A 23,481-nucleotide genomic window follows, 5' to 3' on the forward strand; every position below is an offset into this window, starting at 1 on the left:
AAACCTGACTACAACGCTTTCAAAAATAAAACCTGCCATAAAAATGAGTCAAAACTACAAGGGTAATATGACTTCCAGGAATGAAGAATTTGTAAAGCTTGTATCTGAGAATAACGTAAGACATGCAATTTCAACAATCAGATCAAAAAGCCCAATCTTAAAAGAAATGGAAGAAAACGGAGAGATAAAAATAGTAGGCCTTTTCTATACGTTGACGAAGGGAGAACTGCTTTTTGTTGAAAATTGAAAGTGTTGTGTTGCAACAGGAATGTATCCGGCTTTTTGCATTTGTTCCACTTTTTTGGGAATAGTGTCTATTCCGGGATAAGCATCCATCCAGAATTTGTCGATCTCCCCGGGTCGATCCTCTGTAAACCATGAAGCTTCCGATACCGCCACGTATCCTCCGGGCTTTAAAAATTTCCGCCATTCGTTCAGGCCACGTTCAAAACCTATATTATAAATAGCCCCTTCTGAACAAATGAGGTCCATTTCTTCGGGCTGAAAAGGGAGTTTTTCCATAGAAGCAATAGAAGCAATGATGCCTTCCACGCGATCCTGGAGATTGAGTTTAGCGGCATTTGAATTAAACAGGTTTATAAATGCGGGGAACAGGTCAACTCCTGTAATTGTTCCGGTTGTATGCTGTGCCAGCACCATAGTTTCTCCCCCTGTTCCACAACCAAGGTCGGCAATCCGGGATTTATCAGACAGATTGTCGATGAAGCTCAATGCTTTCAGGGTTATTTCTGGACTGCCCGGTCCCTGTCTTTCTATGCTCGAATAATATTCGCAGATTAACTGGATATCAATCGTTCAAAAAATCGATGTTCTCGAAGCCATGAAGAAAGGTTTCATGGAATACAGTAAGGGGAACACCGTTGTTCCGCCGGTGGGAGAGTTGCTTTTTGAGGACCCTCCCGGCGATGTCCACATTAAATACGGCTACATAAAAGGCGGCGAATTTTATGTCATTAAGATAGCATCCGGGTTTTATGATAATCCCAAAATGGGGATTCCGTCCGGACAGGGATTGATGTTATTGTTCAAGCAGAAAACAGGCCAGCCGGAGGCGGTATTGCTCGACGAAGGTTATCTGACCGATATCCGGACCGCCGCTGCAGGGGCCCTGGCGGCCAGGTATTTTGCGCCGGGGAAACTCAAAGCAGCCGGGATTATCGGGACCGGTGTTCAGGCCAGGTTACAACTGGAGTATTTGCAAAAAAACGCTGTTTGCAGGACCGTCTGGCTTTGGGGAAGAAACAGGGAACACGCCGAAAAGATGAAGGCAGAACTGGACCATCAGTTTGAGGTGCACCTGGCTTCCACCTGCAAGGAAGTGGCTCAGAATGCCGGGATCATTTTCACCACCACTCCTTCTGAAGTTCCCTTGCTAAAAGCCGGGGATATTGAAGCCGGAACACTGATAGTGGCCGTGGGGTCCGATACCGCGGATAAGCAGGAACTGGAAAGTGCCCTCTTGCAGAAGGCGGATCTGGTTATTGCCGACAGTCTTCCGCAAAGTAAAAACAGAGGGGAGATCTATCAGGCAGTCAAAGCGGGTTCTATTTCGGATGATAAAGTAGTGGAGCTGGGTACGGCTATCCAACACCGGGAGCTGCAGCGCAGCGACGACCGGCAGATTATTGTGGTGGACCTTACGGGTGTTGCAGTACAGGATATTATGATTGCTTCGGCGGTATATGACCAGTATTCCAAAATGAAGAAGTAGACCATGCTGAACTATGTAAGTATTAAGGGCGGGGGAGACCCTGTGGATCTTGAGACCGCTGTGATAAACGGCTTTGCCTCAGATGGCGGATTGTATGTACCGGAACACCTTCCCCGTATTTCCAAATCCGAATTAGAGGATTGGAAACGGCTGGGCTATAAAGACCTGGCTTTCGAGATTCTGTCACTGTTTATGGACAGAAGCACCCTTTCGGCAGAGGAGCTAAAGGGTCTGATCGACAGAGCCTATGGAACATTTGAGGCCGGGGAGGTTATCCCGATCCGGAAATTGCCGTCACGGAAGGACACTTATGTCATGGAACTTTTTTATGGTCCCACCCTCTCCTTTAAGGATATAGGCCTGGTATTTTTAGTGAACCTATTGAATTTCTTTTTGGAAAGAAGAGGAGAAAATCTTTCTGTCATTGTTGCTACCACGGGCGATACAGGACCGGCAACAGCCAGCTTTATTGCAGGTTTGCCCGCACTGGATGCCTGGGTACTCTATCCCAGGGGAAAGATTAGCGAGGAGCAGGAGCGCCAGATGACCACCCTGCCCCAGCTGAATGTTCATCCGGTGGGTGTTTTTAATTATCCGGAAGGTGGTGATGATCTGGACGCGGCTATCAGGAAATTGTTTGCAAACCAGGCTTTTAAAGAAAAGGTAAAGCTCGGAAGTGTGAATTCCATAAACTGGGGACGGATCATGGTGCAGATTGTACACTATGTTTATGGATATCTGCAGGTGGTCGATGCGGTCGGAGAGGAGATTAATTTATCCGTACCTTCAGGCGGGTTTGGAAATCTGTGTGCCGGCAGCCTGGCCCGTAATATGGGCCTGCCCGTTAAAACTCTTATGGTGGCCAACAACCGGAATGCCTGCCTGGACCGTATTTTCCGAAAAGGAATCTTTTCAAAGGAGAAGATCCATGAAACGCTTTCTTCGGCCATAGATATTCTGGTCCCTGTCAACTTCTGGAGATATTTATACTTCGCCATCGGGAAGGATCCGGAGAAAATCAGACGGTGGATGGAAAAATTTGAGGAAAAGGGAATCGTTCAGTTTGATCTGGAAAGCTACGAGGCCTATCAAAAGGGCTTTCTTTCTGTGAGCGTGGGGGATGAGCTTACCCAAAAGACTATCAGGGAAACTTACGAGACAGAGGGGTATTTGCTGGATCCGCACGGAGCGCTTGCATTGGCTGCGGCTGATTTACTGGCGGAGAAAGCAGGCGATCATAAACTGATCTGCCTGGCCACGGCACATCCGGCGAAATTCCCGGATGCCATTAAAAAGTCGCTTGAGGCTGGAGCTTTACCCGCGGCGGCCATTCATCCTTCCCTGGAAAGAGCGAAGAAGCTTTGTCAGAAAGGATATAGCTGTGAGCAGGAGCATCTTGAAGAAGCTTTGTTAAATGCAATGGAAAGTTACTGGGAGCAAAGCAGGGGAGCAAATACATAGTCCGGGTATGGCCCATTACAGCAGATTATCACGAAAAGACATTGAGGCGATCTCCGCGGATTTCGGCCTTCATTCAATCAGCTCTTTTAAGGTTTTAAGCGGAGGATGGGAAAATACCAATTATCTGGTAGAAGCAGGAAAGGGAAGATATGTTTTGACCCTTTGCGAACAAAAAAAACCGGAGCAGGCAAGGGACCTGGTTTTTCTGCTGGAGCATCTGGAAAGGAATCATTTTGGGACCTCCAGGGTAAAGCGCAGCCTTAAAAATGAACCCCTTATCCTCCGGGGGGGGGAAAGCCATCATCATGAAGAGTTTTGTGGAAGGAAAGATTCTGAAAGAGTTGACACCTCCTCTGATTGAACTGGCAGGAAGGGAACTGGGCAGACTTCACAAAATTGAAGCTCCTGAATATCTGCCAAGGAAGCTCAGTTATGGAAGAGAGCAGTTTGGGCAGGTGGAGAAGTACGCAGCAAATACCGGGTTCGAGAGGTGGCTCAGGCAAAAGCATGAGTATTTTTCTCCTTACCTGAGCCCGGATTTACCCAGAGCTTTTATTCACGGCGATGTCTTTTGCGACAATGTGATTGTCAGCGAGGATGATCGCTCCGTAGCCATCCTGGATTTTGAAGAGTCGGCTTTTTATTATCGAATCTTTGATATCGGAATGATGATCATAGGGACCTGCCCGGAGGGACAAGCAGTGGATTTTAAGAAGGCCGGGGCACTGCTGAAAGGCTACCTGCAGGAGATTTCATTGCTGGATCTGGAAGAGCAGTACCTACAGGCATTTACCGTTTATGCCGGAGCCGCCATGACTTTCTGGCGGCACAGGAATTTCAATTATTCCCGGCCCGACTCCGGCCTGGCAGATCATTATCTGGGCCTGAAAGTACTCACAGATTTTGTGGAACAGCAAGACGCCGGGGATTTTCTGAACCGGGTTCTTCCATAAGTGGATGGAGCGGTGCTTTGGAAGCCGGAACCTAGCCCTGTCCATGATCTCGCCAGGATTATTCCGTGAGACCTGTCTGAAACCGGACTTTTCCCTGTCTTTTTGAAGCAGATGGTATAAACAGTTTGTGACCTGGACTGTTATACCATTATTAAGAATTAATATTCGTTAATCTGAAAATAAGTATCATATGGAAAATAAATCGGACAATGCAAGCAAATGCCCGGTGACCGGTGCTACCAAAATGCAGAGTGTGGGATCCGGCGGAACGAAAAATCGCGACTGGTGGCCAGAGCAGTTGAAATTGAATATACTGCGCCAGCACTCTTCTTTATCGGATCCGATGGGGGAGGAGTTTAATTACGCAGAGGAATTCAAGAGCCTGGATCTGAAGGCACTGAAAAAGGATCTGCACGATCTGATGACTGACTCCCAGGATTGGTGGCCGGCAGATTTCGGGCATTACGGACCCTTATTCATCCGCATGGCCTGGCACAGTGCGGGGACTTACCGCACGGGCGACGGTCGTGGTGGAGCAGGAGGCGGACAGCAACGTTTTGCGCCCCTGAACAGCTGGCCAGACAATGCCAACCTGGATAAGGCCCGCAGACTGCTTTGGCCGGTCAAACAAAAGTATGGCCGGAAGATATCCTGGGCAGACCTGATCATCCTTGCCGGTAATGTGGCCCTGGAATCCATGGGATTCAAAACCTTTGGATTTGCCGGTGGGCGTGAAGATGTCTGGGAGCCGGAGGAGGATGTAAACTGGGGTTCGGAGACTGCCTGGCTGGAGGGGGAAAAACGTTACTCCGGCGAGCGTGATCTGGACAATCCGCTTGCAGCGGTGCAGATGGGACTTATTTATGTGAATCCGGAAGGGCCTGAAGGCAATCCTGATCCCCTGGCTGCGGCCAGGGATATCCGGGAAACATTTGCCCGGATGGCCATGAACGATGAAGAAACAGTGGCTCTGATCGCCGGGGGGCATACCTTCGGGAAAACACACGGAGCCGGCGATGCGGCACATGTCGGACCCGAACCGGAAGCGGCAGGCATTGAAAACCAGGGTCTGGGCTGGAAAAGCAGCTATGGCTCTGGGAAAGGAGGCGACACCATTACCAGTGGTATCGAAGTGACCTGGACACAGACTCCGGCCAAGTGGAGCTATTACTTCTTCGATAACCTGTTTAAATACGAATGGGAACTGGTAAAAAGTCCGGCGGGCGCACATCAGTGGATGGCTAAAAATGCCGGCGAGGTAATTCCTGATGCACACGATCCTTCAAAAAAGCATGCGCCAACCATGCTTACTACGGATCTTTCATTACGCTTTGATCCCGCTTATGAAAAAATATCAAGACGATACCATGAACATCCCTTAGAATTTGCCGATGCCTTTGCCCGTGCCTGGTTTAAACTGACCCATCGGGATATGGGACCGAGGGAGCGTTACCTGGGCCCCGAAGTACCCGCAGAAGAACTTATCTGGCAGGATCCAGTACCGGCCGTGGATCATGCCTTGATTGAAAAGAAGGAGGTTGAAGCCTTAAAAGCGGAAGTATTAAAGTCGGGACTTTCTGTGCCGGAGCTGGTATCCACTGCATGGGCTTCGGCTTCCACATTCCGGGGATCCGATAAACGTGGAGGTGCCAATGGTGCCCGCATTCGTCTTGCCCCTCAAAAAGACTGGGAGGTTAACAAGCCAGCTCAATTGAAGAAGGTGCTGGAAAAGCTGGAGGGCATCCAGGAAAAATTCAACAGTACGCAGACTGGAGGTAAAAAGGTCTCTCTGGCCGATCTAATTGTCCTGGCCGGTTGTGCAGGGGTGGAGAAAGCTGCAAAGGATGGGGGTTTTCCCGTAAGTGTTCCCTTTACCCCGGGCCGGATGGATGCAACGCAGGAGCAGACCGATGTGGAATCGTTCATGGTCCTGGAGCCGGCAGCCGATGGTTTCCGTAACTACCTGAAAACGAAATACAGCGTAGCTACTGAAGAGCTGCTGGTTGATAAAGCCCGGTTACTTCAGCTGACTGCTCCCGAGATGACAGTTCTGGTAGGAGGGATGCGGGTATTGAATACAAATGCTGACAACTCCGGTCATGGAGTTTTCACCCGGCGACCCGGAGTTCTGACCAACGATTTTTTTGTAAATCTGCTGGATATGAATACGGTCTGGAAGCCTGCTTCCGTGGATGAAGAAAGCTTTGAAGGACGTGATCGTTCAAGCGGTGCCTTAAAATGGACAGGAAGCCGGGTAGATCTGATCTTCGGATCCAACTCGGAACTCAGGGCACTGGCCGAGGTGTATGGAAGTGCTGATGCGCAGGACCGTTTTTTGAAGGCTTTTGTGGCAGCCTGGGATAAGGTTATGAACCTGGATCGCTTTGACCTGGCCTGAGTCCGGACACATGGACCTGGCCCGAGCCGGGAACCGGATATGTAACTTTTAAGGGTGTCTCACGGGGCACCTTTTTTTTTATGGAGCATTTTGTGAATGGATGAATGATATACAAAAACAGACAGGCTGGTAAGGGATAATTTCCAAAGTAATCATAAATTGAGCTTAGTTTTAATTCTGGCCTGGCGCGGGAAATGCAAATTTTGAATTACGCGAGCGCATTCCCCGTAGCTCTGCTGCGAGGTAAGCGAGCACATTTAAATGGCGATATATGATACAAGCTTCTTATAAAAAATAAACTCAGGAGATTAATCAGATGAAAGTAGGAATTATAATCTGCGACAGATACAGTAACTGTGCAGGAGGGAAATGCTTTCGGGCTATGCGAAACAGAGAAGGGGCCTTTGCTGTTTACAGTAAAAGTGAAGCCTTGGAAATTGCCGGATATACCAGTTGTGGTGGCTGCCCGGGTGGAAATATTGAATATGCCCCTGAAGAAATGATTAAGATCGGGGCAGAAGCTATTCATTTTGCGACGGGTTTTGTTGTTGCTTATCCCCCCTGTCCTTACATTTCTCATTTTAAGAATTTTATAGAAGACAAATACAAGATAAAAGTGCTTGTTGGAACTCATCCTATACCCCAAAAGTATTATATTACCCATGGGAACCTTGAAACCTGGCAAAGTGATGAGTGGAAGGAATTAATTGCCCCGACCCTGGCAGATGAAAAGATGAGAAAAGAATATGATTAGGAAAGTAAACTCCCCGGCAGGGAATCCCGGACCAGGTAAAAAATGGGATGAGCTGTTTTTTCAGACAGAACGTGTATGAATTTAGACAAAGTGCATCTGGCAGCTCAGAAACCGGAACTCTATGAAAAAGGAGACTCCGTCATCTGGACGGATGAGCATATCTCAGGAAAGTTGCTGGAACTGCATCTGAATCCGGAAGTCGATTCAGCGAGCCGCTCACTGGAAAGCATAAACCGGACCCATGAGTTTATTCTGTCATTCTGCCATACAACTCCCTTGACCATACTTGATCTGGGCTGCGGGCCGGGTTTATATTTAGAGAGGCTGGCCGGGACAGGACATTTTTGCACCGGTATGGATTTTTCAAAGAGCTCCATAGGCTATGCCACAAACAGGGCCCGGGAAAAGGGCCTTAAGATCAATTATATAATTCAGGACTATCTGAAACTGGATTACCAGAATCAGTTTGATCTTATTATCCTTATTTATACAGACCTGGGGGTCTTGCTACCGGATGAAAGAGTTGAATTGCTGGATAGGATCTACAGAGCGCTGAAACCTGGCGGACTTTTTGTCTTTGATGTGCTGAATGAGCGTAATGCAGATCAGAAATTCCAGGAGCAGCAGACCTGGTCGTATGAATTCAGCGGTTTCTGGAAGCCAACGCCCTATTTGGAACTGGCCAGTGGTTTTCATTATCCGGGATCAAAGGTGTTCCTGAAGCAGCATACCATCGTGGATGAATCGGACCGGATACAGAACTATCGATTCTGGACGCACTATTTTAATTGGGATGATATGATGGAAATACTCTCTTCCAGAGGCTTCCGGGAGACAGAGCATTTTGAAAACATTCTGCCTGCCAGGGATATCTGGGATGGAGAAAATGTCACTTTCTATAAAACACGAAAATAGCACTGCCCCGCATTACCTTTTAAGAAAAAAAAGGAAATGAAGATATTTAACACAGGTGCCGCTTATTAAGGGAATATGATAAGCAAATCTCTGATAACTAAAAATACAAAGCATGAAAAAGTCATTATTAGCCCTGCTTACGCTTGTTTTTTTCAGCAATTGCCAGACAAGGACCTCTGAATGGAAATCTCTGATTATTGACAACTCCCTGAAAGGCTGGCATATTTTCCAGGATGAGGGAACAAAGAAAGGATGGATCGTGGAGGATCAGATTCTGATATTTAACGGGATATCGGACATGGAGAGCGGGGAAGGGGATGCCAGCCTCTTGTCGGACAAAGTATATGAGAGCTTCGAGATACAGTTTGACTGGAAAATAGCGCCCGGAGGAAACAGCGGATTCATGTGGGGTGTCCAGGAGGATGATAAGTACCATTATCCTTATCAGACCGGACCGGAAATTCAAATCCTGGATCCGGCCATTTACGATAAGCCCGGGATAGCTCTCGGCGGAGAGATAGAAGTAAATAATGCCCGGGAGGATCTGGAGGCTCATAAGCACTTTGTGGGGGCCCTGTACGATCTGTCGGCACCTTCTGTCCTGGACGCAGCCAGGCCTGCCGGCCAATGGAACTCCTACCACATAAAAATAGATTACAAAGCCAACCGGGGAGATGTGGTTTTAAACGAGGTACTTGTAAATTCTTTCCCGCTCAGGGGCCCCGGATGGGATTCCATGGTTCAACAGAGCAAGTTCAGCAGACCGGAGGAGGCCGAATATCTCGGCGATGCACGCTGGGATGGTTTTGGCAGGTTCTCCAAAGGACATATCTGTTTTCAGGACCATCCCGGGGAGGTCTCTTTCAGAAATATCCGGATCAGAGAACTGGATTAATCTTCCAGCTTGTTGTAGTATTTGCTGACCATGGCAGCACCCACGATGCCCGCTTCATTCATCAGTTTGGCGGGGACTACTTTGGCTTTGGTTGTCAGATGGGGAAAGAATTTGTCTCCTTTTTTGCTGGCTCCTCCTCCGATGATGATCAGATCGGGCCAGACCAGTTCTTCCAAACGGAGCAGGTATTCGTTGAAACGTCCGGCCCAGGTATCCCAATCCAGTTCAAGCCTTTTACGGGCCGCATCGGTGGCATAAAGCTCGGCATCTGCTCCATGAAGAAGGATATGGCCCATCTCCAGGTTGGGGACCAGTTTCCCGTTGCTGAAAATCACGGTCCCCAGTCCGGTACCCACGGTGACCAGCAGCAGGGTTCCCATTTTTCCTTTCCCTGCCCCGAATTCGACTTCGGCCATCCCGGCAGCATCAGCATCGTTGACCACATGCACCTTGCAGCCGGTGGCCTTTGAAAAGAGTTTATTCAGGTTCTTATCTATCCAGCTATTATCCACATTGGCGGCTGTGCGGGCCACACCCTGCTGGATGACTCCGGGAAATCCGGCTCCCACAGGTCCTTTCCAGTCAAAGTGTTTCGTAATTTTTCCCAGCACTTTGGCTACGGCTTCGGGGGTGGCAGGTTGCGGGGTAGGGATGCGATATCTTTCAGTTAACAGCACTCCTTTTTTTGTATCAACAATGGCCCCTTTGACTCCGGAACCTCCGATATCAATTCCCAGGATCTTCCTCAGTTTCATTTTATAGATTTAATCATTAGTGTCCACTAAATATTAAAATACGTTCTTTGAAATCCTTTGTACATCGAGGTTGTAGAGCTTTTTGGGTGCGTGACGATTTGAATTACGCGAGCGCATTCCCCGTAGCTCTGCTGCGGGGTAAGCGAGCACATTTAAAATAAACAATTAATAGATGATTCCTCGCAGCTTGCTGCGAGGAGAATCAATTGAAAATAGTGGTTTTAGCTTTGTTAAAAGCGATAAACCATGAATCAAGGCAAATATGTCTTTGCTCAACTTACAGATTTTCTCCCTCAAAGAATCTTTGACCGTATGGTAGATAAGTACCATGGAAACAAGTATGTTAGGTTTTTCACGTGCTGGAATCAACTTCTAAGCATGCTGTTTGGTCAGCTTTCCGGCAGGGAAAGTCTGCGAGATCTTATGATTGGTCTGGATGCTCACAAGTCCAAGTATTATCATCTGGGATTTGGGAAAAGCGTAACCCGTTCCAATCTGGCTAAGGCGAATGAAAAACGGAACTGCAAAATCTTTGAAGAGTTTGCATACCATATGATCGACCAAGCTAGACAATGTGCGGTAACCCGAGACTTTGAGCTGGACATAAAAGCTAACGTATATGCCTTTGATTCTTCAACCATTGATCTTTGCCTGAGTGTCTTCTGGTGGGCGGAGTTCCGCAAAACCAAAGGAGCCATTAAGCTGCATGCTATGTTGGATGTAAAGACTTCTATCCCAAGTTATATCTATATTACTAATGCTTCGGTTCATGATGTAAATATCCTGGATCAGTTGAAGTATGAAACCGGTGGATATTACATCCTTGATCGAGGTTATCTTGATTTTGGAAGACTTTACAGGATCCATCGCCATGAAGCATACTTTGTTACCAGGGCTAAATCAAATACCCAGTTTAAACGAATGTACTCACACAAAGCCGATAAAGAATCAGGTGTACTCTCCGACCAGACAGGTAAACTTGTGACGTATTACCCACTGAAGGAATATCCGGAAAAACTTCGCAGAATAAAATACTACGATGAAGAAACAGATAAAACCTTGGTGTTCTTAACCAACAATTTTGACCTGACTGCCACAGAGATCGCACTTCTTTATAAGTATCGGTGGAAGATCGAGTTGTTTTTCAAATGGGTGAAACAACATCTGAAGATTAAGTCATTTTGGGGAACAAGCCCCAATGCGGTTAAGATCCAGATCTATTCAGCTGTAATTGCATATTGCCTGGTGGCCATAATCGGTTACAAATTGAAAGTAGACCGCTCAACCTACGAAATCCTACAGATATTAAGCATCTCCCTTTTTGATAAAACACCTATAAAAGAGCTACTTACGAATCACGATTACAAAGATGTCAAAGAACTAAATTATATACAGTTGAAAATCAATAACTTTTAAGTGGACACTAATGAGATTTAATAATGATTAATTAGATGGTTTAAGGATTTTAAAATTAGTTTTTTTTTTGTCGCAGCCTAAATTATTGGAGTTAAAAAGGCTTATAGTGGAATATTTTTCCTTAACTTTCTATAAAGCATTAATTCATACCAGACCAAAATGTTCATGGAAGAACAGCCCATATATCGTTGGAATTCAAAAACCATCCTGGTGGTGGAAGATGATGAATCAAGTGCTTACCTTCTGGGCACTTTTTTAAAGGAAACCGGCGCCACGATCTCATTTACTGCAGATGGGGATGAGGCTGTGGATTATGTTCGCAGGCACCCGGAAACCGACCTGGTCCTGATGGACATTCATCTTCCGAAAAAAGATGGTTTCACTGCCACCCGGGAAATCAAAGCCTTTGCCCGCGACATCGTGGTGATTGCACAGACTGCCTATGCCTTCTCCACCGACCACCAGGAGGCTAAACTGGCAGGCTGTGACGACTATCTCACCAAGCCTTTGAACATGAGCCTGCTGCTTGATAAGATGGACAGCTATCTCTCCTGATCTACTATTCAAATACCGCCTTATACAGGTGGTTATTTTCTACAGCCTCCCTGCTGTAAAAATCTCTGTGGTACTGATTGTTGATGTACAAGGGGGTCTGATTCAGGTAGTGGGGGGAAGCGGGGATCCCCGATATACCAGTGGGAATCACTGTCAGAGACTTGTCCCAGTCGGCTGTGTGAAAGATATGGCGCTCGGAGGCTCCGTGATTGGCCACAAAGCTTCTTCCTTCGGGATAACTGTAGGGTGATACCGTATGGGAACTGCCCCCGATGGCATAAGGCCCCCGGTTCACCTTGAAAAGCTTTTCCACGATGGAAACACTGCCCAGAGGATGCATCAGGGCCACTTTATGGAGCGCCCCCCATTCCCAGGCAGACACATCAGGCCCGTACATGGTACCAATGGTATCTACAGCCTGACGAAAGGCGGTCCGGATATTGTCCTGGAAACTCTCTGTCCTGTCCGCTGTATTCACATTGTCGCACCACAGAGACTGGCCTGTTAACCTGGTTCTTTCCACCAGGTTACCGGCTATGGAGGTGAATGCCAGCAGGTCATATTGATCGCCCAGTTCATCCTCAAACATGGCACTGTTCAGTTCCATCCACATGATCTCAAAGATCAGGGCGGCAGCAGATGAGACATGCATGTTATAATCCCATTCAGCCAGTACCTCATAGGCCTGCCGGTACTCCCCTGCAATATCATCCTGCAGGGCCTCCAGATAGACCGGTGTCATTGCCCTGGCCATATGGGAGTGCTGGTCCCGCAGCATGCGTTTGAAATCTTCTGTTCCCAGTACTTCTTTTTCTTCCAGCATTTCCCTGATCCGGCCGATGCGCCAGGGCAGGCTGAACCAGGTCCCGATGTAGTAGGGGTAGTCTGCACCCACCGTCTTGTTATTGGCACTGGAGACATACCCGCATGCGGGGTTATAGGAATAGGGCAGCTCCTCAAAGGGGACCGTGCCCTGCCAGTCATAAAGAGAGGTATCGCCCGGGTAGACCAGAATGCCCCCCGAATGCCTGACGGGAACTCCCGCGGATGTCTGGAGCCCGATGTTTCCGAAACGGTCGGCGTAAACAATATTTTGACTCACAGAGGTGAATGTTTTAACCGCATCCCTGAATTCTTCCCAGTTTCCGGCGTGGTTCAGCAAATGAACTGTTCGGACCTCATTGCTGAATTCATTACCCTGCCACCGGGCCGACAACACCTTATCTTTTACCCCTTTAAACTCACTGACCACCGGTCCCCGGTGGGTAAAGCGGTTGATCCGTACAGCCGGCGCCTCTTCTCCCTTCACCGGGATCTCTTCCTTTTCGATTCTCATATCCATCCACTGGCCATCCAGAAGGTACTGGTTGCTGTCGGACGGATTGATGGTCTCCAGGTAGAAATCCAGATCATCCACGGTCACATTGGTCATTCCCCATCCGATATCCTCGTTGTGCCCTGCAACAATAAAGGGAGCGCCAGGCAGGGCCACGCCGGTCACATTCAATTTACCTTCTACTACCTGGTGCATCTGGTACCAGATCCCCGGGGCCATCAGTCCCAGGTGCATGTCATTGGCCATAAGGGGCATCCCTGTTTCACTTTTCTCCCCTGATACCGCCCAGTTGTTGGATGCTTCAAACACCTGCAGGCCCAGTTTATCGATGATTTCTATGGCATCCTCCATGGCCGTCTGCAATGCCAGGGTTTTGTCTGACTGCATATACTCGGGGAAAACGGGAATCTCCTGGTAACTCAGGTCAGGCAACAGCTCCCTGAAGAGGGTGTCGGAGACCAGCTGCTGGATCTTGTAGAGCGCCATATCGGTGTTCCATCCCGAAGAGAGGTCCCAGGCCATATACCCGATCAGGTTGAAGGAGTGTTCGACCATCCAGGGATCGGGTTTGTATCCCAGCATGGTAAATTCGAAGGGAAGTTTTTTCTGATGCTGTTTGATAAACTGATTGATCCCATCAGTGAATGCCTCCACATACAGCAGGATATCAGGATCTGTTTGTGAAATCAACTGTCGTGATTTTTTTGAAAACTCCAGCGCCCGGAAGAGAAGGTCCGCCTCCACCAGTCCCGGATCGAGCACCTCCGAAAGGCGACCGGTGGTAATACGCCGCAACAGGTCCATCTGCCACAGGCGGTCCTGTGCCATGACGTAGCCTGCCGTCCGGTAAAGATCCGCTTCATTGTCTGCATAGATATGGGGAATCCCCATGGAATCGCGGAATACCGTTACAGGGGCACTCAGGCCGGCCAGGTCTGCACCTGCATTGTAATCAGGAAGGGCCCTGGTTTTTACACTGTTCAGAAAAATCATCCCGCCGGCCAGGGCCAGTACGATGACAATCAGAATGGCGGTGAGAATTCGCTTAAATAATTTCATATCAGGAGTTCAGCTTAGTGGTCCGGCGACAAGCTTGCCCGTAATTCCACAGGCTGGTGGTCGCTGTATTGAAAATTCAGGTCGATGGCTTTTACCTCCAGCAACTCCACATTGGGTGATGCCAGGTAACAATCGATGACAGTGGTCAGCGTGCTGGACCTGTCATATGGAGTGGAAACGCGCCTGTTGGTAGGCATGTATGCGTCGAAAGCCCAGTGCCAGCCGGCAGCAGGGTAGTCCTTATCTATGTAGGTTAAATTCTCTGTATCGAAGCGATGGGAGGGGAGCTCCGCTTTCAGTCCGAATGGGGTCTGGTTCCAGTCGCCTCCCACGATGATGTAGTTGCCTTTCTTATATTCAGTAAGCAGATAATCGCTCAGATAAGACATCTGCTGAGCTCTGAGTGAGCCGTCGTCGTAGGCTGAATTGTGGGTGTTGATAATAAGCAGTTCTTTCTGATTACTAAGGGGGTAACGGTTTACCAGAAAGCAGCGGTCCAGCATAAAGAGTTTCACGGGCCAGCTGTAGTTTCCCGGGAAGCTATGTCGTTCCACACTGCCGGGACACTGTATAGAAAGGGACAGTAATCCCGATTTTACCTTTCCCATGGGTTCGGTGACAGGGATGGGGACAAAGCCCACGTCGTAGTTTGTTCCAAAATAGCTGGTATGCCCGGGAAACTGCTCCTGTATGGACTGAACCTGATTCATAAAATAACTCCTTTTGGAATCCTGATCCACTTCCTGCAGAAGGATGAAATCGTAAGCGGTGTAGGGAGCCAGGGTGTTGCTGATCCCTTCCATATTCCTGGTAACCCCTTCCCTGTCCGGACGCATCTGCTCCCCGCCATCGTAAAAGAAATCCATGGAGGCATCCAGACCGGCGTATCCAATGTTCCAGATCAGCAGCTTTAGTTCTGCAGAGTCGGATAAGATTTCCGGCTCGCATTCAATGGTCTGGTTGTTAACGGCATCGGGCTTATAGTCGTCCAGGGTAGCATAGAGAAGGAAGAGCAATAATGCTCCCGCGAGAGTTAGAATCAGGAATAAAAAGGGGCGAATAATCTTCATTTGTTTAGAAATAGGGTCACTTAAAAGTACACAATTATCTGATTCATTTGAGGCGGCCGATTGGAAATTATTCCTAAATTGCCCGGACCAAAACCAACATCTATGAAAAACCGACTCTTCTCCACCGTACTTTTATTGCTCCTTTTCGTCCCGATGATCGCACAGGATGCGGAAAGCACTTCCACAAAAAGGGAGGAGAAAATTAAGACCGGATTTAACCTGGGCGGAGTGCCCGTGGTAGCCTATGATTCGGATATCGGCTTCAAATACGGAGCCCTGGTTAACCTTTACTGGTATGGAGATGGATCGCGCTATCCACAGTACGATCATTCGGTGTATTTAGAGTGGTCGCGTACGACCAAGGGAAACGGCATTAATCAGATCACCTATGAGACCGATAAACTTTTGCCGGGAATCAGATCCCTGTTTGAAGCCAGCTACCTGACGGAAAAGGCCCTGGACTTTTATGGCTTTAACGGCTACCAGTCTGTTTACGATCTTGATTTTGAAGACACCTACGATTCGGAAGGTTTTGCCAATCGCCTTTTTTACAGGCATTCCAGGCAGTTATTACGCCTTAAAGCCGATTTTCAGGGAGAGATCATCGGGCAGAAGTTGCGCTGGCTGGGAGGGATCGCCTATTATGGAAATTCCATTGATGCTGTGGATGTGGATGAACTGAATGAAGGAAAAGAGGAAGACCTGCTTTCGGGCAATTCTTTATATGACAGTTATGTGGCCTGGGGACTGATCAAGGAGGATCAGGCCAGGGGAGGCAATCATACCATTCTGAAGGGGGGGATTATTTACGATACCCGTGATAATGAGCCAAATCCTTTCACCGGACTCTGGTCGGAGATGCAATTACACTATGTTCCGGGCTTTTTAAGTAATACGGATTATAGCTATGCTAGACTTATTTTGACCCACCGGCAGTATTTCACACTGATCCCCGAATGGATGAATCTGGCCTACAGGCTGTCCTATCAGGGAAAGATTGCTGGTGAAATGCCCTTCTATATGATGCCTTTTATGTTTCAAACGGCCCCGAAGCTGACCAGAGACGGGGTGGGCGGCTCAAAAACAGTCAGAGGGGTGAGGCGCAACCGGATTGTCGGGGATGGCTTTGCTTTTGGAAATCTCGAATTAAGGGGGAAAATCCTCCGGACGAGTCTGTTCAAACAGAATTTTTATATTTCGCTCTCTGCTTTTGTGGATGCGGGTATGGTGACCCAGAAATATGATTTCAGTACTGCAAATATGCCGGCTGTACTGCCGGTCGATCTGCCCGGCCAGATCCTGGACCTGGATGCCAAAGAGGTCCCGCACGTGGGTTACGGGGGGGGAATCCACTTTGCCCTGAACCAGAACTTTATTGTAACGGTCGATTATGGCATGGCAGCCAAAAAATCGGACGGCGATACAGGCTTATATATTAACCTGAACTACTTGTTCTAGCCTGGATTATTAACGCTCGCTTTGATTAGCCCTGGCCGGACGGTTTATTTACCCGGATCCCATTCTCTGTAAAAGCGGTCGAGGAACTGGAGCATGTATTCGTGCCGCTCCTCTGCCATAGCCTTGCCCGTTGAGGTATTCATCAGATCCTTCAGCTTCAGCAGCTTCTCGTAGAAATGGTTGATGGTGGGGGCATCTGATTTATGGTAGCTTACGGAATTGTGGTACTCCCGGAGGGGAACTTCCGGATTGTGGATCGGCCGGTTCTTATATCCCCCGTAATTAAATGCCCTGGCAATTCCAATAGCCCCGAGGGCATCGAGCCGGTCGGCATCCTGTACAATCCGGAACTCGATGGTATTGATCTGATCCTGGGCAAATCCGCCCTTGTAGGAGATGTTTTTAATGATAAGCCGGATATGATCCACCCTTTCCCTGTCCACCCCCTGTTTCAACAGGAATTCGCCGGCCAGGCGGCTGCCCGCCTCATCATCCCCGCCATTGAACTTGGCATCCGATATATCATGCAGCAGGGCAGACAATTCGATGGTCAGAAAGTCGCCCTTCCCTTCCTGTTCCCGTATATACCTGGCCGTAAGCATGACCCGTTCGCTGTGGTGCCAGTCATGACCTCCCTCGGCTCCTGCCAGGGACTCCTTGACAAACTGGATGGTATCCCGGATGATGTTCATGAATTTGCCTGCTGATGATACAGGCTGATAAATATCGTTAGTTTTCGGAACTAAAAGAAAAGAAACAGGTGAATCTATTTCTCGTGATATTTACTTTGATTAAAAGCTCCATCTGCTGCGCCTAACTTTGGTCAAATATTAGGCAGAACCTATTTCCTATATTAAGCACAGCAGATCATTGAGTTATAGCCAGAGAGTATTTAGGGTAAAACCCATTATCACGATTTTAGCCACTCAATACGGAGCATAAAACAAATAGGAACTTATCCGGTGGAATGGAAGGGATACGATCGCTAAGCACCGGATTTTTGTCTGAACTTATTTGCCATAACCTGTATCACCAGATATTCGTGTCGGGAAACACCTTATGACTTAAAAATGATACCGTATTGATTTATATTCCTGCCAGGAGCGACCCATCTCCTTTTGCTTTTCGGTGGAATACTGGGGCGCTTACAGCGGATCAAAGACCTTCTGTAAGAAGGAATTACACGATCCCCGCAAATCCCATGAAGGCCAGGGCCATCAGTCCGGCCACAATAAAGGCAATAGGAACCCCCTTCATTCTTTTGGGAACGTTGAGCAGGTCCAGCTGTTCGCGAATCCCGGAAAAGGTAATCAGGGCAAGCCCGAAACCAATGGCGTTACCAATAGCAAATACAGTGCTTTCCAGGAGGCTGAAGTCTTTCTGAACGGCCAGAACAGCTACCCCGAGAACGGCGCAGTTGGTGGTGATCAGGGGAAGGAAGATCCCCAGGGCCTGGTAGAGCGGGGGGCTGATCTTTTTCAGGATGATCTCCACCAGCTGAACCAGAGATGCAATCACCAGGATAAAGGTGATGGTCCGCATATAGACAATATCCAGAGGAACCAGCACGGAGTGATAGATCAGGTAGGTGACCAGGGTGGCAATGACCATGACAAAAGTAACCGCACCAGTCATTCCGATGGCAGTCTCCACTTTTCTGGAAACCCCGATAAAGGGGCAGATGCCCAGGAACTGGTTGAGTACGATGTTGCTGACAAATACAGCAGATATGATAATCAGTATGTATTCCATGGTCAGGAGGTTTTTTCTTTAATCATGTTGGCCAGTACAATCAGGTAACCCAGGGCGAGAAAGGCTCCGGGGGGAAGGATGAAGAGAAGCATGGCATCGCCGCTGATCAGCTTCATTCCAAAAAAGGCCCCGCTGCCAAGCAGTTCTCTCACAGCTCCCAGAACAGTGAGTGCCATGGTGAAGCCCAGGCCCATTCCAGCTCCGTCCACGATGGAGGTCCAGAGGGTGTTCTTGGAGGCAAAGGCTTCGGCCCGCCCCAGCACCACACAGTTGACCACAATCAGGGGAATAAAGAGACCCAGCGCATCGAAAAGGGCGGGGACATATCCTTTCATCACCAGTTCAACCACTGTCACAAAAGTGGCAATGATTACAATAAAGGAGGGGATCCGCACCTTGTCGGGGATCAGATTCTTCACCAGGGAGACCACCAGGTTGGACATCACCAGCACAAAGGTGGTGGCCAGTCCCATTCCCAGCCCGTTGGTGGCCGAAGTGGTTACCCCCAGGGTGGGACACAATCCCAGGAACAGGACGAATACCGCATTCTCCTTGATAAATCCTTTGCTAAAGTTTTTCCACTGGCTCATATCAGTTCTTGTTTTGACTTTCCATAAATACGGCGTAGGCACGTTTCACTGCATCGCAGTAGGCCCGGGAGGTGATGGTGGAGGCTGTAATGGCATCCACATCGCCCCGGTCTTTTTTAACCGCCAGATTAAAACTATCGGGGTGCTTGCCCATAAACTGCACACTGAAATCACTCTTGTCCTTCTCCATCTTATCGCCCAGTCCCGGTGTCTCTGCATGCTTGATCACGGCAATATCGATGATGGAGCCGTCCGGGGCAAAACCCACCATCAGTTTGAATTGCCCGCTGAATCCCTGGTTGGTAAAGGTTTCCACAGCGGTCCCCAGTACTTCCTCCCCTTTCCGGGCCGTGTAGAGGTAGATGCTGTCCCCATCCAAAAACATCCGTTCCACCTCCTGCGAGGGTTCGTTGTCAAATCCGGGGACCACCACCTGAATGGCCTCGTTCTTCTTCTTCAGTTCGGCCAGACGGATGGGCTCTTTGGTGAGGGCAAAGACCGAACCGAGGAGTCCGGCTGCCACCAGGGTAACCACAAAAAGGGTGGCCACCATACTCAGAAATGTGGATTCCTTTTTAGCCATGTTTCACCTCCTTCCCAAAACGTAAAGGTTTGACGAATTTGTTGATCAGCGGTGTGAACCCGTTAAAGATCAGAATGGCAAACTGTACTCCTTCGGGATAGGCCCCGAAGACGCGGATCAGCACCGTCACGATCCCGATCCCCGCCCCGTAGATAATCATGCCCTTGCGGGTCATGGGGGAGGTGACATAATCGGTGGCCATGTAAATGGCCCCCAACAAAAGTCCCCCGGTAAGCAGATGGAAGAGCGGATCGGCGAAGCGGTCGGGATTAGCCAGCCAGAGAATCCCGGTAAAGACCGCCACGGTGGCCAGGATCGTAAGCGGAATGTGCCAGGAGATTATTTTCCGGTACATCATGTAGAGCATACCCAGCAGCAGGGCCAGGGCGGAGACTTCCCCGGCAGAGCCCGTGGTCCTCCCCACCAGGAGGTGAAGGAAGGAGGGCAGCTCGGGCATAATCTCACCCACTGTCCGGTTTGCAAGTCCCTCTTTCATTAAACCCAGCGGTGTGGCTCCGGTCACTGCATCGGTGTAATGCATCCACTGTCCCGGTTCGGGCCAGGAGGTCATGGCCACCGGGAAAGAAATAAAGAGGAACACACGGCCCACCAGGGCAGGATTAAAAATATTGTTCCCCAGTCCTCCGAAGGTCATCTTGCCGATCCCGATGGCTGCAAGAGCCCCGATCATTACCATCCAAAAGGGTATTATGGCCGGTAGACAGAAGGCCAGCAATAAGCCGGTAAGCAGGGCTGAACCATCCAGGTGGGTGGGCTTCACCTTAAGGATGTACCGCTGGATCAGGTATTCGAACAAGATGCTGGACGCCACCGAAACGAAAGTGACAATGATCATCCCGATGCCGAAAAACCAGACCGATACGGCCAGGGCCGGAAGCAGGGAAATAATCACCCCATACATCAGTTTTGGGACCGACTCGCCCGTATAGGTATGGGGGGATGGTGATACAATGAATTTATTCATCTTTGTGTATATGATTTCTTAAACAGCTTTGCGTGCTCTTTTGATTTTACCGACTTCGGCTTTTCCAAGCCGGATATAGTCGAGCAGGGGTCTCGAGGAGGGACAGGTATAACTGCAGCTTCCACATTCGATGCAATCCAGGACCTTTTCCGGCTCCATGCGTTCAAAAAGACTCTTTTCCGACAGGTTCATCAACAGGTAGGGCTCAAGCCCCATGGGACAAACACTTAAGCACTTTGTACAACGGATACAGGGCTTTACCTCTTTCCTCCGGGCCTCCTGCTCGTCTATCAGGAGTATCCCCGAACTCCCTTTTACGACAGGGATATCCAGGGTGGAGAAAGCTTTTCCCATCATGGGGCCCCCATTGATCACCTTGGCCGTATGTTCGGGCAGGCCTCCTGCCTCTTTCACCAGGACAGAGACGGGAGTCCCGATCCTGACCAAAAAATTGGAAGGTTTTTTCAGGGACTTTCCGGTGACAGTGACCACCCTGTCAATCAGGGGGCGGTTCTTCATGACAGCTTCATAGACCGCCAGTGCCGTACCTACATTGAATACCACTACTCCCACATCAATGGGCAGTCCGCCCGAGGGTACCTCCCGCTTCAACAGAGCCTGGACCAGCTGTTTTTCACCTCCCTGGGGATATTTTACTTTCAGGCCCTGGACACGGATACGGCTTCCCTCCACCACCTTTTTCATCTTTTCGATGGCATCCGGCTTGTTGTTCTCGATTCCGATAATGGCTTTTTCCACGCCCAGTCCTTTCATCAACAGCTGAATTCCTGAGAATAACTCTTCACTACGCTCTAACATCAGAGAATGGTCGGCCGTCAGGTAGGGTTCACACTCCACTCCGTTGATAATCAAGTATTCAGCAGTTTTCCCCTGCGGGACCATCAGCTTGACATGGGTGGGGAAGGTGGCTCCTCCCAGTCCCACGATTCCCGCTTCCAGAATCTTCTTGCGGATATCTTCCGCAGGAAGGACCGAATTTCGTACCAGGTCATCGGAGCGGTCGATGGTCTCCAGCCACTCATCGCCCTCCACCTGAATCTGCACCGCCATTTTCCGGTAGCCGGAGCTGTCCATAAACTCGTCTACTTTCAGTACTTTCCCTGAAACCGAAGAGTGGATATTGGTAGAAACAAACCCGCCGGATTCAGCGATCAGCTGTCCCACCTTCACCTGTTCGCCCCGATTTACAAGCACTTTGGCTGGTGCCCCCAGGTGTTGCGAAACGGGTATTACAACTATCTCCGGTGGCGGAAGTTCTTTGATTTTATTTCCCGCAGATAGTTTATGTTCGGGGGGATGCACTCCACCCCTGGAAAATGTTCTGAGACTCATGGAATAGTCTGTTTATATGCGCTCTATTTGTTTTCCGTTTCGCTCACTTCTACCGGCTCCTTCTGCCTGGGAGGCGGAAAATTCAGCTCAAGGATGGCATTGGTCGGGCACTCCGCCACACATTTTCGGCACAATACGCATTTGTCGGAATCGATAAATGCCTTGTTGTTCTCCATGGTGATGGCATCATACTTACAAACCTTAAAGCATTTGGAGCATCCGATACAGGCCACACTGCAGTTTTTCTTTGCCACTGCACCTTTTTCCTCGTTGATGCAGCTTACAAATATCTTCCGGTCCTTTTTGTTTTTCTTCCGGAGCTCGATAATATTTCTGGGACAGGCTTCCACACAGGCCCCGCAGGCGGTGCATTTATCATCAATCACCACAGGAAGATCGGTTAGGGGATCCATGTGGATCGCATCAAAGTTGCAAACCACCACACAATCTCCGTTTCCCAGGCAGCCATATGGGCATCCGCCCTCGCCTGTGAACAGACTGTGGGCAATGGCACAGGTGGGGGCCCCGTCGTATTCTGTGACCCTGGGCCTGAATTCCGGAGTGCCATTACAGCGGACCACTGCCACCCTTGGCGCCTGTTCGACGGCTTCTCTTCCCAGTATGGCAGCAGCCCTGGCCATGGTTTCATTGCCTCCAACCGGGCAGAACAGATTGTCCCAGGATTCCGACTTTACCAGTGTTTCCGCAAAATTGCGGCAACCGGGGAATCCGCATCCGCCGCAATTGGCTGCGGGGAGGGCCTCTTCCACTTCATCGATGCGGGGATCCTCATATACTTTGAACTTCCGGGCTACAAAGTACAGAATAATGGCGGCGGCAGACCCTATGGCAACCAGCGTGATAATGGTATAGATGATAATCTGGCTCATTGCACAGTGAGTGTTTTCTTTATGCTAAAAGTAAAAGACCTGGATAAACGGTTCCGGAACAGGTAGAGCAAGAGGTAGTAAGGAATGATGGACAGCAGGGCCGTAGCACCTGCTTTCATTTCTTCCACCCCTCCGGACAGCAGGCCGATAAGCACGGCCATCAGCAAAAGGAAGGGGTAGACATAAGCCAGCAATACAGCCTTGAATCCCAGGTGTTTTGCCACCTGAACAAAAACAGGATCACCCTGTTTGTACGGAGTGCCATGCAGGGGAACGTCCAGGTACTTTTCCTCCTGGCCGGCCGCGCTGCAGGCCCCTTTGGCATGGCAGCCGGCGCAGCCAGAGACACTGTTTATCCTGACATGTGCCAGGTCGCCGTCAATATGCTCGATGATCCCCTCGTGCTCAATCATGAGCACAAAATTATTGATGTTGGATAAATCTCACCTGCTGAAGGTCATATTAATCTTTTTTAAGAGTTATTTATTCTGGATATAAATAGTTATGGTTCCTTTTGAATTATTCTTCTTAATTTGGCGCAGTTTTTGAGTGAACAGAGAGCTGAGACCGG

23 protein-coding genes and 1 pseudogene are annotated in these 23,481 nt (G+C 49.1%); 12 read left to right on the top strand and 12 right to left on the bottom strand.

Annotation, left to right across the window (positions count from 1 at the left end):
• On the top strand, positions 1–247 hold a 247-nt coding region (locus P1P86_11035), incomplete at its 5' end, for a carbonic anhydrase (protein MDF1575711.1).
• An 8-nt stretch (positions 248–255) separates the two neighbouring features.
• Here P1P86_11035 and P1P86_11040 read toward each other — a convergent pair.
• Positions 256–813 (bottom strand): annotated as a pseudogene (locus P1P86_11040) (class I SAM-dependent methyltransferase).
• 10 nt (positions 814–823) lie between these two features.
• Here P1P86_11040 and P1P86_11045 point away from each other — a divergent pair.
• From P1P86_11045 to P1P86_11080, 8 genes are all read left to right on the top strand, one after another.
• Positions 824–1,732 (top strand): hypothetical protein, encoded by a 909-nt coding sequence (locus P1P86_11045; GenBank protein MDF1575712.1) that lies wholly within the window; start codon positions 824–826, stop codon positions 1,730–1,732.
• Positions 1,733–1,735: 3 nt separating this feature from the next.
• Positions 1,736–3,193, top strand: a complete 1,458-nt coding sequence (gene thrC / locus P1P86_11050; protein MDF1575713.1) for a threonine synthase — start codon at positions 1,736–1,738, stop codon at positions 3,191–3,193.
• A gap of 7 nt (positions 3,194–3,200) precedes the next feature.
• Positions 3,201–3,554 carry a phosphotransferase gene (locus P1P86_11055; protein MDF1575714.1) on the top strand — a complete coding sequence of 118 codons (354 nt, stop codon included), beginning with the start codon at positions 3,201–3,203 and terminating at the stop codon, positions 3,552–3,554.
• Positions 3,499–4,146 carry a phosphotransferase gene (locus P1P86_11060; protein MDF1575715.1) on the top strand — a complete coding sequence of 216 codons (648 nt, stop codon included), beginning with the start codon at positions 3,499–3,501 and terminating at the stop codon, positions 4,144–4,146. Before P1P86_11055 ends, P1P86_11060 begins: the two co-directional genes overlap by 56 nt.
• Positions 4,147–4,336: 190 nt before the next feature.
• Positions 4,337–6,544 carry a catalase/peroxidase HPI gene (katG, locus tag P1P86_11065; GenBank protein ID MDF1575716.1) on the top strand — a complete coding sequence of 736 codons (2,208 nt, stop codon included), beginning with the start codon at positions 4,337–4,339 and terminating at the stop codon, positions 6,542–6,544.
• Between the two features lie 316 nt (positions 6,545–6,860).
• The gene (locus tag P1P86_11070; GenBank protein ID MDF1575717.1) at positions 6,861–7,298 is read left to right on the top strand and encodes a CGGC domain-containing protein; all 438 of its coding nucleotides are present in this window, start codon (positions 6,861–6,863) and stop codon (positions 7,296–7,298) included.
• 75 nt (positions 7,299–7,373) lie between these two features.
• Positions 7,374–8,213, top strand: a complete 840-nt coding sequence (locus P1P86_11075) for a class I SAM-dependent methyltransferase (GenBank protein MDF1575718.1) — start codon at positions 7,374–7,376, stop codon at positions 8,211–8,213.
• 112 nt (positions 8,214–8,325) lie between these two features.
• Positions 8,326–9,108 carry a DUF1080 domain-containing protein gene (locus tag P1P86_11080; protein MDF1575719.1) on the top strand — a complete coding sequence of 261 codons (783 nt, stop codon included), beginning with the start codon at positions 8,326–8,328 and terminating at the stop codon, positions 9,106–9,108.
• Here P1P86_11080 and P1P86_11085 read toward each other — a convergent pair.
• Positions 9,105–9,863, bottom strand: coding sequence for an ROK family protein (locus P1P86_11085; GenBank protein MDF1575720.1), 759 nt, complete (start codon positions 9,861–9,863; stop codon positions 9,105–9,107). The genes P1P86_11080 and P1P86_11085 overlap by 4 nt on opposite strands.
• A 246-nt stretch (positions 9,864–10,109) precedes the next feature.
• Between P1P86_11085 and P1P86_11090 the strand changes: the two genes are divergently transcribed.
• Positions 10,110–11,279: an IS4 family transposase gene (locus tag P1P86_11090; protein MDF1575721.1), complete on the top strand. Its 1,170-nt coding sequence runs from the start codon at positions 10,110–10,112 to the stop codon at positions 11,277–11,279.
• Between the two features lie 165 nt (positions 11,280–11,444).
• Positions 11,445–11,834: a response regulator gene (locus P1P86_11095; protein ID MDF1575722.1), complete on the top strand. Its 390-nt coding sequence runs from the start codon at positions 11,445–11,447 to the stop codon at positions 11,832–11,834.
• Between the two features lie 4 nt (positions 11,835–11,838).
• Here the strand turns inward: P1P86_11095 and P1P86_11100 are convergent, their stop codons facing one another.
• Positions 11,839–14,229: a penicillin acylase family protein gene (locus tag P1P86_11100; protein ID MDF1575723.1), complete on the bottom strand. Its 2,391-nt coding sequence runs from the start codon at positions 14,227–14,229 to the stop codon at positions 11,839–11,841.
• 14 nt (positions 14,230–14,243) lie between these two features.
• Positions 14,244–15,299 carry a hypothetical protein gene (locus P1P86_11105; GenBank protein MDF1575724.1) on the bottom strand — a complete coding sequence of 352 codons (1,056 nt, stop codon included), beginning with the start codon at positions 15,297–15,299 and terminating at the stop codon, positions 14,244–14,246.
• Positions 15,300–15,401: 102 nt separating this feature from the next.
• On the opposite strand from P1P86_11105, the gene P1P86_11110 reads away from it, so the two are divergent.
• Positions 15,402–16,757 (top strand): BamA/TamA family outer membrane protein, encoded by a 1,356-nt coding sequence (locus tag P1P86_11110; protein MDF1575725.1) that lies wholly within the window; start codon positions 15,402–15,404, stop codon positions 16,755–16,757.
• A gap of 44 nt (positions 16,758–16,801) precedes the next feature.
• On the opposite strand, the gene P1P86_11115 is transcribed toward P1P86_11110, so the two are convergent.
• The 8 genes from P1P86_11115 to P1P86_11150 all read right to left on the bottom strand — a co-directional run bounded on the left by P1P86_11115 (position 16,802) and on the right by P1P86_11150 (position 23,323).
• On the bottom strand, positions 16,802–17,449 hold the full coding sequence (locus P1P86_11115; GenBank protein ID MDF1575726.1) for an HD domain-containing protein: 648 nt from the start codon (positions 17,447–17,449) through the stop codon (positions 16,802–16,804).
• 487 nt (positions 17,450–17,936) lie between these two features.
• Positions 17,937–18,509: an electron transport complex subunit RsxA gene (gene rsxA, locus P1P86_11120; protein MDF1575727.1), complete on the bottom strand. Its 573-nt coding sequence runs from the start codon at positions 18,507–18,509 to the stop codon at positions 17,937–17,939.
• A gap of 2 nt (positions 18,510–18,511) precedes the next feature.
• The gene (locus tag P1P86_11125; GenBank protein MDF1575728.1) at positions 18,512–19,099 is read right to left on the bottom strand and encodes an electron transport complex subunit E; all 588 of its coding nucleotides are present in this window, start codon (positions 19,097–19,099) and stop codon (positions 18,512–18,514) included.
• Position 19,100: 1 nt separating this feature from the next.
• On the bottom strand, positions 19,101–19,682 hold the full coding sequence (locus tag P1P86_11130) for an RnfABCDGE type electron transport complex subunit G (protein ID MDF1575729.1): 582 nt from the start codon (positions 19,680–19,682) through the stop codon (positions 19,101–19,103).
• The gene (locus P1P86_11135) at positions 19,675–20,667 is read right to left on the bottom strand and encodes an RnfABCDGE type electron transport complex subunit D (GenBank protein MDF1575730.1); all 993 of its coding nucleotides are present in this window, start codon (positions 20,665–20,667) and stop codon (positions 19,675–19,677) included. Before P1P86_11135 ends, P1P86_11130 begins: the two co-directional genes overlap by 8 nt.
• 18 nt (positions 20,668–20,685) lie before the next feature.
• The gene (rsxC, locus tag P1P86_11140) at positions 20,686–22,020 is read right to left on the bottom strand and encodes an electron transport complex subunit RsxC (protein ID MDF1575731.1); all 1,335 of its coding nucleotides are present in this window, start codon (positions 22,018–22,020) and stop codon (positions 20,686–20,688) included.
• A 23-nt stretch (positions 22,021–22,043) separates the two neighbouring features.
• Entirely contained in the window at positions 22,044–22,910 is an 867-nt protein-coding gene (locus P1P86_11145) for a Fe-S cluster domain-containing protein (GenBank protein MDF1575732.1), read from the bottom strand.
• Positions 22,907–23,323: a SoxR reducing system RseC family protein gene (locus P1P86_11150; protein MDF1575733.1), complete on the bottom strand. Its 417-nt coding sequence runs from the start codon at positions 23,321–23,323 to the stop codon at positions 22,907–22,909. Before P1P86_11150 ends, P1P86_11145 begins: the two co-directional genes overlap by 4 nt.
• Positions 23,324–23,481: the final 158 nt, after the last annotated feature.

It is taken from the genome of Bacteroidales bacterium, assembly GCA_029210725.1.
Classification (GTDB): Bacteria; Bacteroidota; Bacteroidia; order Bacteroidales.